Here is a 4,298-nt window from a genome sequence, read left to right as displayed (position 1 = left end):
AAAAGATAAATATAAATTTATAGCAGTCGAAGGAAAGCTTAGTAAAGATCAAAAGCTTAAAACTCAGACAACGTAAGATTTTTCCTTCTTCCTTCTGCTATATTAGTCATAGCAATATAGTCAAAAGTTACTCTTCGTTCCTTTAACAGATGTTCAAAACGGTGATTGAAACTCTCCGTAAATTTAACAATTATATTAGGAGGCAGTGCCTATTGTGATGAGCAACTTTTGACTGAATTTTTGACGCAGGCTAACTGCCTGCGCTATTTTACACTACTGATACTCGGATTACACTCATCCTAACTAGCAGCAGCGTCAGCTTCTCGGAGAGCTTTGAGAATTTCAGGACGTTTCATACGCGCATAGCCACGAAGTTTCCGCTCTTGGGCAATTTTCTTCAGTTGTCTGAGTGATTTGGTATCATAATCATCAATGGGAACTTCTGGTTCTGCAGCAGCTTGAGCTTTAGTCTTTCTAGTAGTAGTTTTTGTTGTACTCGACTTAGACCTTGATGATGTAGAACTTGGTTTACTCTTGGTTGTTGTCTTACGCGGTGTCTCAGCTTTAGTTGCAACTTCTTCGGTAGAAGTGGCTTCTGGTATTGTTTGTAATTGACGCCGAACCGCAGATACTTGAGTTTTTAAGTCATCTTCAATATCTTGAACTAACTGGGAGAACTGATTAATTGTTTTGACAATTCCTTCCAGTTTTTTCTCTATTTGTTTATCGAGATCGTCAAGTTGTTTTGATAATAAGTCCACATTCACTCCTGATAAAGAATTAGAGGTTGTTTTATTTGTTGTTGAGCTTGTGATTTTTCTTGCCAATTTTTCTACCTTATCGTTAACTGAATTTTCTAGATTTGTAATCAAATTTTTGAGCTGTTCAATTTGAACAACATCCGTCCCTCGAACCTGCAAAGATTTTACTTGTTTTTTGAGTACCTCCTCATTTTTCTTGATAGATTGATCGATTTTTTTTGTGAGAGAATCTACTTTTTTATCGAATGATACCTCAAGTTGTTGCATTAGATGCTCAAAGTCTGGTGTTTCTACAACAGGTGGTTGAGTTAACTGCTCTATCTCTGCCACAGCTATCTTTGCTTGTTCATCTGTCATTTCATAAATCCAGGCCCATAGTTCCTTGATTTCAGCTTCTTTTGCAACTTGATACCAATCAGCACCACGAACTATTTCGTATTGCTGCTCGGAATCGTCATGATCTGTCAATCTCACAATTAATGGGATTAAGTTACTGCCTTGTTCAGAAAGACTCTTAACTAGAGCTTCATGTCTTTCAGCAGGAATATCTCTTACCTGAGAGTCTGGTACAGTGATTTGGGATATGGGAGTCAATTCCAAACTTACTGGTTGTACTGGTAAATCTTCTTGTCGATTTTTTCGCTTCGTTGATGAAACCATTTGCTTTCAACTTTCCTTGGTTCCTAAAATCAAATAAAGGTTTTGGGCTAATACTGCCTAGATAGCATTCTCCCGGTTACATTTTTTTTGTGGCTCCTCATTTATCACTTTTGATGATAAATTCAAGATTTCCAGCTATTACAGCTATTGGAAAAACCATAATTTCATCACAGTTTGATAAAATAGGATTAAGTGTCGGGAGGTGAGCAAACTGCTTAGTGCTGCCAAACAGGACTTATGATTATTGCATAATCTGGGAAATTATAATTAATTCTCAGGCTAGAAATTCATACAGCTATAAGTAAGTACGATCTCCAACATTACTTTTTGAACTTGTTAGTTTTTGCTATGCCTTAGTTTATTTTTTTTCTTACCCAGATTTTACTTTCACAAAGTTACTTTAGCATACTTTCATTGACTATGGAAGACAAATAATTTATCATCTTAGTAGCAATTGATTTTTTGCTATGAACTCAGTCAACACTTATAGCAGGGAACAGCGGTGTGACCCCGCGGGGTGCGACAGACGCATGGGAAAAGTATTTCTCTGTCTTACGGTTCATCATTAACATAAGTCCTGACCAACTCGTTCCTTGCTATACTACCTTTTGTTGCAGTTATCACTTTAAGACTACAATTTTGACTAGGTATTACCCAGTTAGGATTGTAGGAATGGCGCTCTGCTTCAATTACTCTGAATTAAATTAGCTTATGGCAGTAGATTTTATGGCCATATCAGGGAGCGATCGCATTACTCCATCCAAATATCTGTAGTTATTTTTTAACTTTTTTGCAAAAAATAGTCAAGGTGTACCTATCTGATTAATAATAATATTAATTGGTTGATTTTTGCAAGTGAGGAACAGACGATCGCATGGATGTTAAGGATTTAAAATTTCTATTAAAATTACTGAGCTATAAAAATTATCAAGTATCTTTTACTAAAATTCAACTAGAGTCTGAAATGAAGGTCTCTGAGAAAAATGAAATTTGCTCCAGACTTTGCGATCGAGGGTTGGTAAAATTTACTGGAGAAGTTACAAAAATTAATATAGCACCTCAAGGAAAATCACTCCTAAATAATAAAAAAGCTGTTAACTTACTTACCACCGAAGAATTGAAAGTGCTCAAAGCAACTGCTAAAGCTGCTATTTCTCCAGCGGAGACTGGTCTTGATACTAGCTATAGGAAAGCTGTTATCACAGACTTACTACAGCAAGGTTTGATTAAAGTTATAGATCAAAAAATCAAAGATGTTTGGTTGACAGAAAAAGGAAAGCAATTTTTGTGCCAAGAATATTCTTCTCGCAGCACTGCAAAAGAGATATCCTTAAAAATGTTAAGCGACTATCTTGATTTAATGCGTACTAACTGTTCGCTTTACTTCCCTAAACAAGAAAAACAGCAGTTTTCCAAGATGCCTGATCAACCCACTGACTCTGAGATTTTAGCTGTGATTCGAGATTTAGACCAAAATCTAGGCACAAATAACTATCTACCCATTTTTCATCTGCGACACAAATTACAACCTCCTTTATCTAGAGAAGAACTAGATCTAGCACTTTACCGTCTAGAAAAAAGTGACCAGATAGAATTAAGCTCCTTACAAGAAGTAAGCTCCTACACTCCAGAACAATTTGAAGCAGGTATACCTCAAGATATTGGTGGAAGTTTGTTTTTTATAATTCCCTACTAAATTTTCCGGTGTTGGTGATTTGAGGTATAATATCCTGTGTCCCCTCCGGGGGAGCTACGCTAATGGATAAGAGCGTGAACAAAAAACCTTCTCCTTCTACTACTCTTTCTTCCCTCCTGACTCCTGACTCCTAAATCATTAAGATTAATATCATACACGCGCTTCAGCAACACCAATTTTCCTATATCTGCTATCGTAATTCTCTAACCAGTCCAAAAAATATTACCAGTTTATAGTATGACATCTATAGATCAGATTATTCAAAGAGAAACCAATCCTTTCGATCAAGTAACTCTTTATACTATTAATTTTTGGCAAGAGCAACAAAATCCTAACTGGAATGTCGATTCTATCCATCAAAATATTATCTCTGATATAGAAACAGTGCTAGAGCAGGTTGCCCAGGAAAATCGTCCCCGAACTTTGATACTGACTGGTGACTCTGGTTCTGGTAAAAGTTATCTTTTAGGAAGAATCAAAAAATTATTCAACACAAAAGCTTTTTTCGTTTATATTGATCCTTGGCCTGATAGTGATTACATTTGGCGTCATATTTTGCGTCAAACAGTAGACTCTCTGATGAAAACTCCAGAGGGTCAAACAGATTCTCAGTTGTTACTATGGTTAAAAGGTCTACTAGATTCACAAAATAGTAGTTTATTCCAAAAAATTATTGGTGAAAGAAAAGTATTTATTAGAAATCTCAAAGGTATTTATTCTTCTGGAATTTATAATCCTAATGATTTTTTCAGCGCCTTTTATCATCTGTTAAATTCAAATTACATATCGATTGCTTGTGAGTGGTTACGGGGGGACAATTTGGACGAAGATGATTTAAAATCTTTGGGAATTAAAAGTAGTATAGATTCTGAAGATTCTGCTCAGAAAATTATGACGAATTTGGGAATTATTTCGGCTGCATCTCAACCGATTATTTTATGTTTTGATAATCTTGATAATATTCCTCGGTTATTGGATGGCTCGTTAGATTTACAAGCATTATTTAATGTCAATTCTAGTATTCATACTCATTGTCCACAAAATTTTCTGATAATTATTAGTATTATTACGAGTACATGGAAACAAAATTATGAATGGATTCAACCTGCAGATAAAACTAGAGTAAATGCTGGATATTTTCATCTTAAACCAATTACTTTAGAACAGGGAAAAGCAATATA

Annotated in this window: 3 protein-coding genes; 2 read left to right on the top strand and 1 reads right to left on the bottom strand. The window is 35.3% G+C overall.

Annotated features, from left to right (window positions below; all coding sequences use genetic code 11):
- Window positions 1-299: 299 nt before the first annotated feature.
- Window positions 300-1,421 (bottom strand): ParB N-terminal domain-containing protein, encoded by a 1,122-nt coding sequence (locus F6K13_RS20700; RefSeq protein ID WP_124145671.1) that lies wholly within the window; start codon window positions 1,419-1,421, stop codon window positions 300-302.
- 964 nt (window positions 1,422-2,385) lie between these two features.
- On the opposite strand from F6K13_RS20700, the gene F6K13_RS20695 reads away from it, so the two are divergent.
- Window positions 2,386-3,117: a hypothetical protein gene (locus F6K13_RS20695; RefSeq protein ID WP_240039003.1), complete on the top strand. Its 732-nt coding sequence runs from the start codon at window positions 2,386-2,388 to the stop codon at window positions 3,115-3,117.
- 237 nt (window positions 3,118-3,354) lie between these two features.
- Window positions 3,355-4,298 (top strand): ATP-binding protein (locus tag F6K13_RS20690; RefSeq protein WP_287288222.1); only part of this gene is annotated, 944 nt, incomplete at its 3' end.

The organism is Okeania sp. SIO2B9, assembly GCF_010672505.1.
Lineage (GTDB): Bacteria > Cyanobacteriota > Cyanobacteriia > Cyanobacteriales > Microcoleaceae > Okeania > Okeania hirsuta.
The sequence above is the reverse complement of the archived record's forward strand: the minus strand, read 5'-3'. Positions and strand labels throughout refer to the sequence as shown.

Excerpts from the sequence above, each read along its gene's own strand:
- F6K13_RS20700 (WP_124145671.1), bottom strand. The coding sequence starts at position 1,421 with ATGGTTTCATCAACGAAGCGAAAAAATCGACAAGAAGATTTACCAGTA.
- F6K13_RS20695 (WP_240039003.1), top strand. The coding sequence starts at position 2,386 with ATGAAGGTCTCTGAGAAAAATGAAATTTGCTCCAGACTTTGCGATCGA.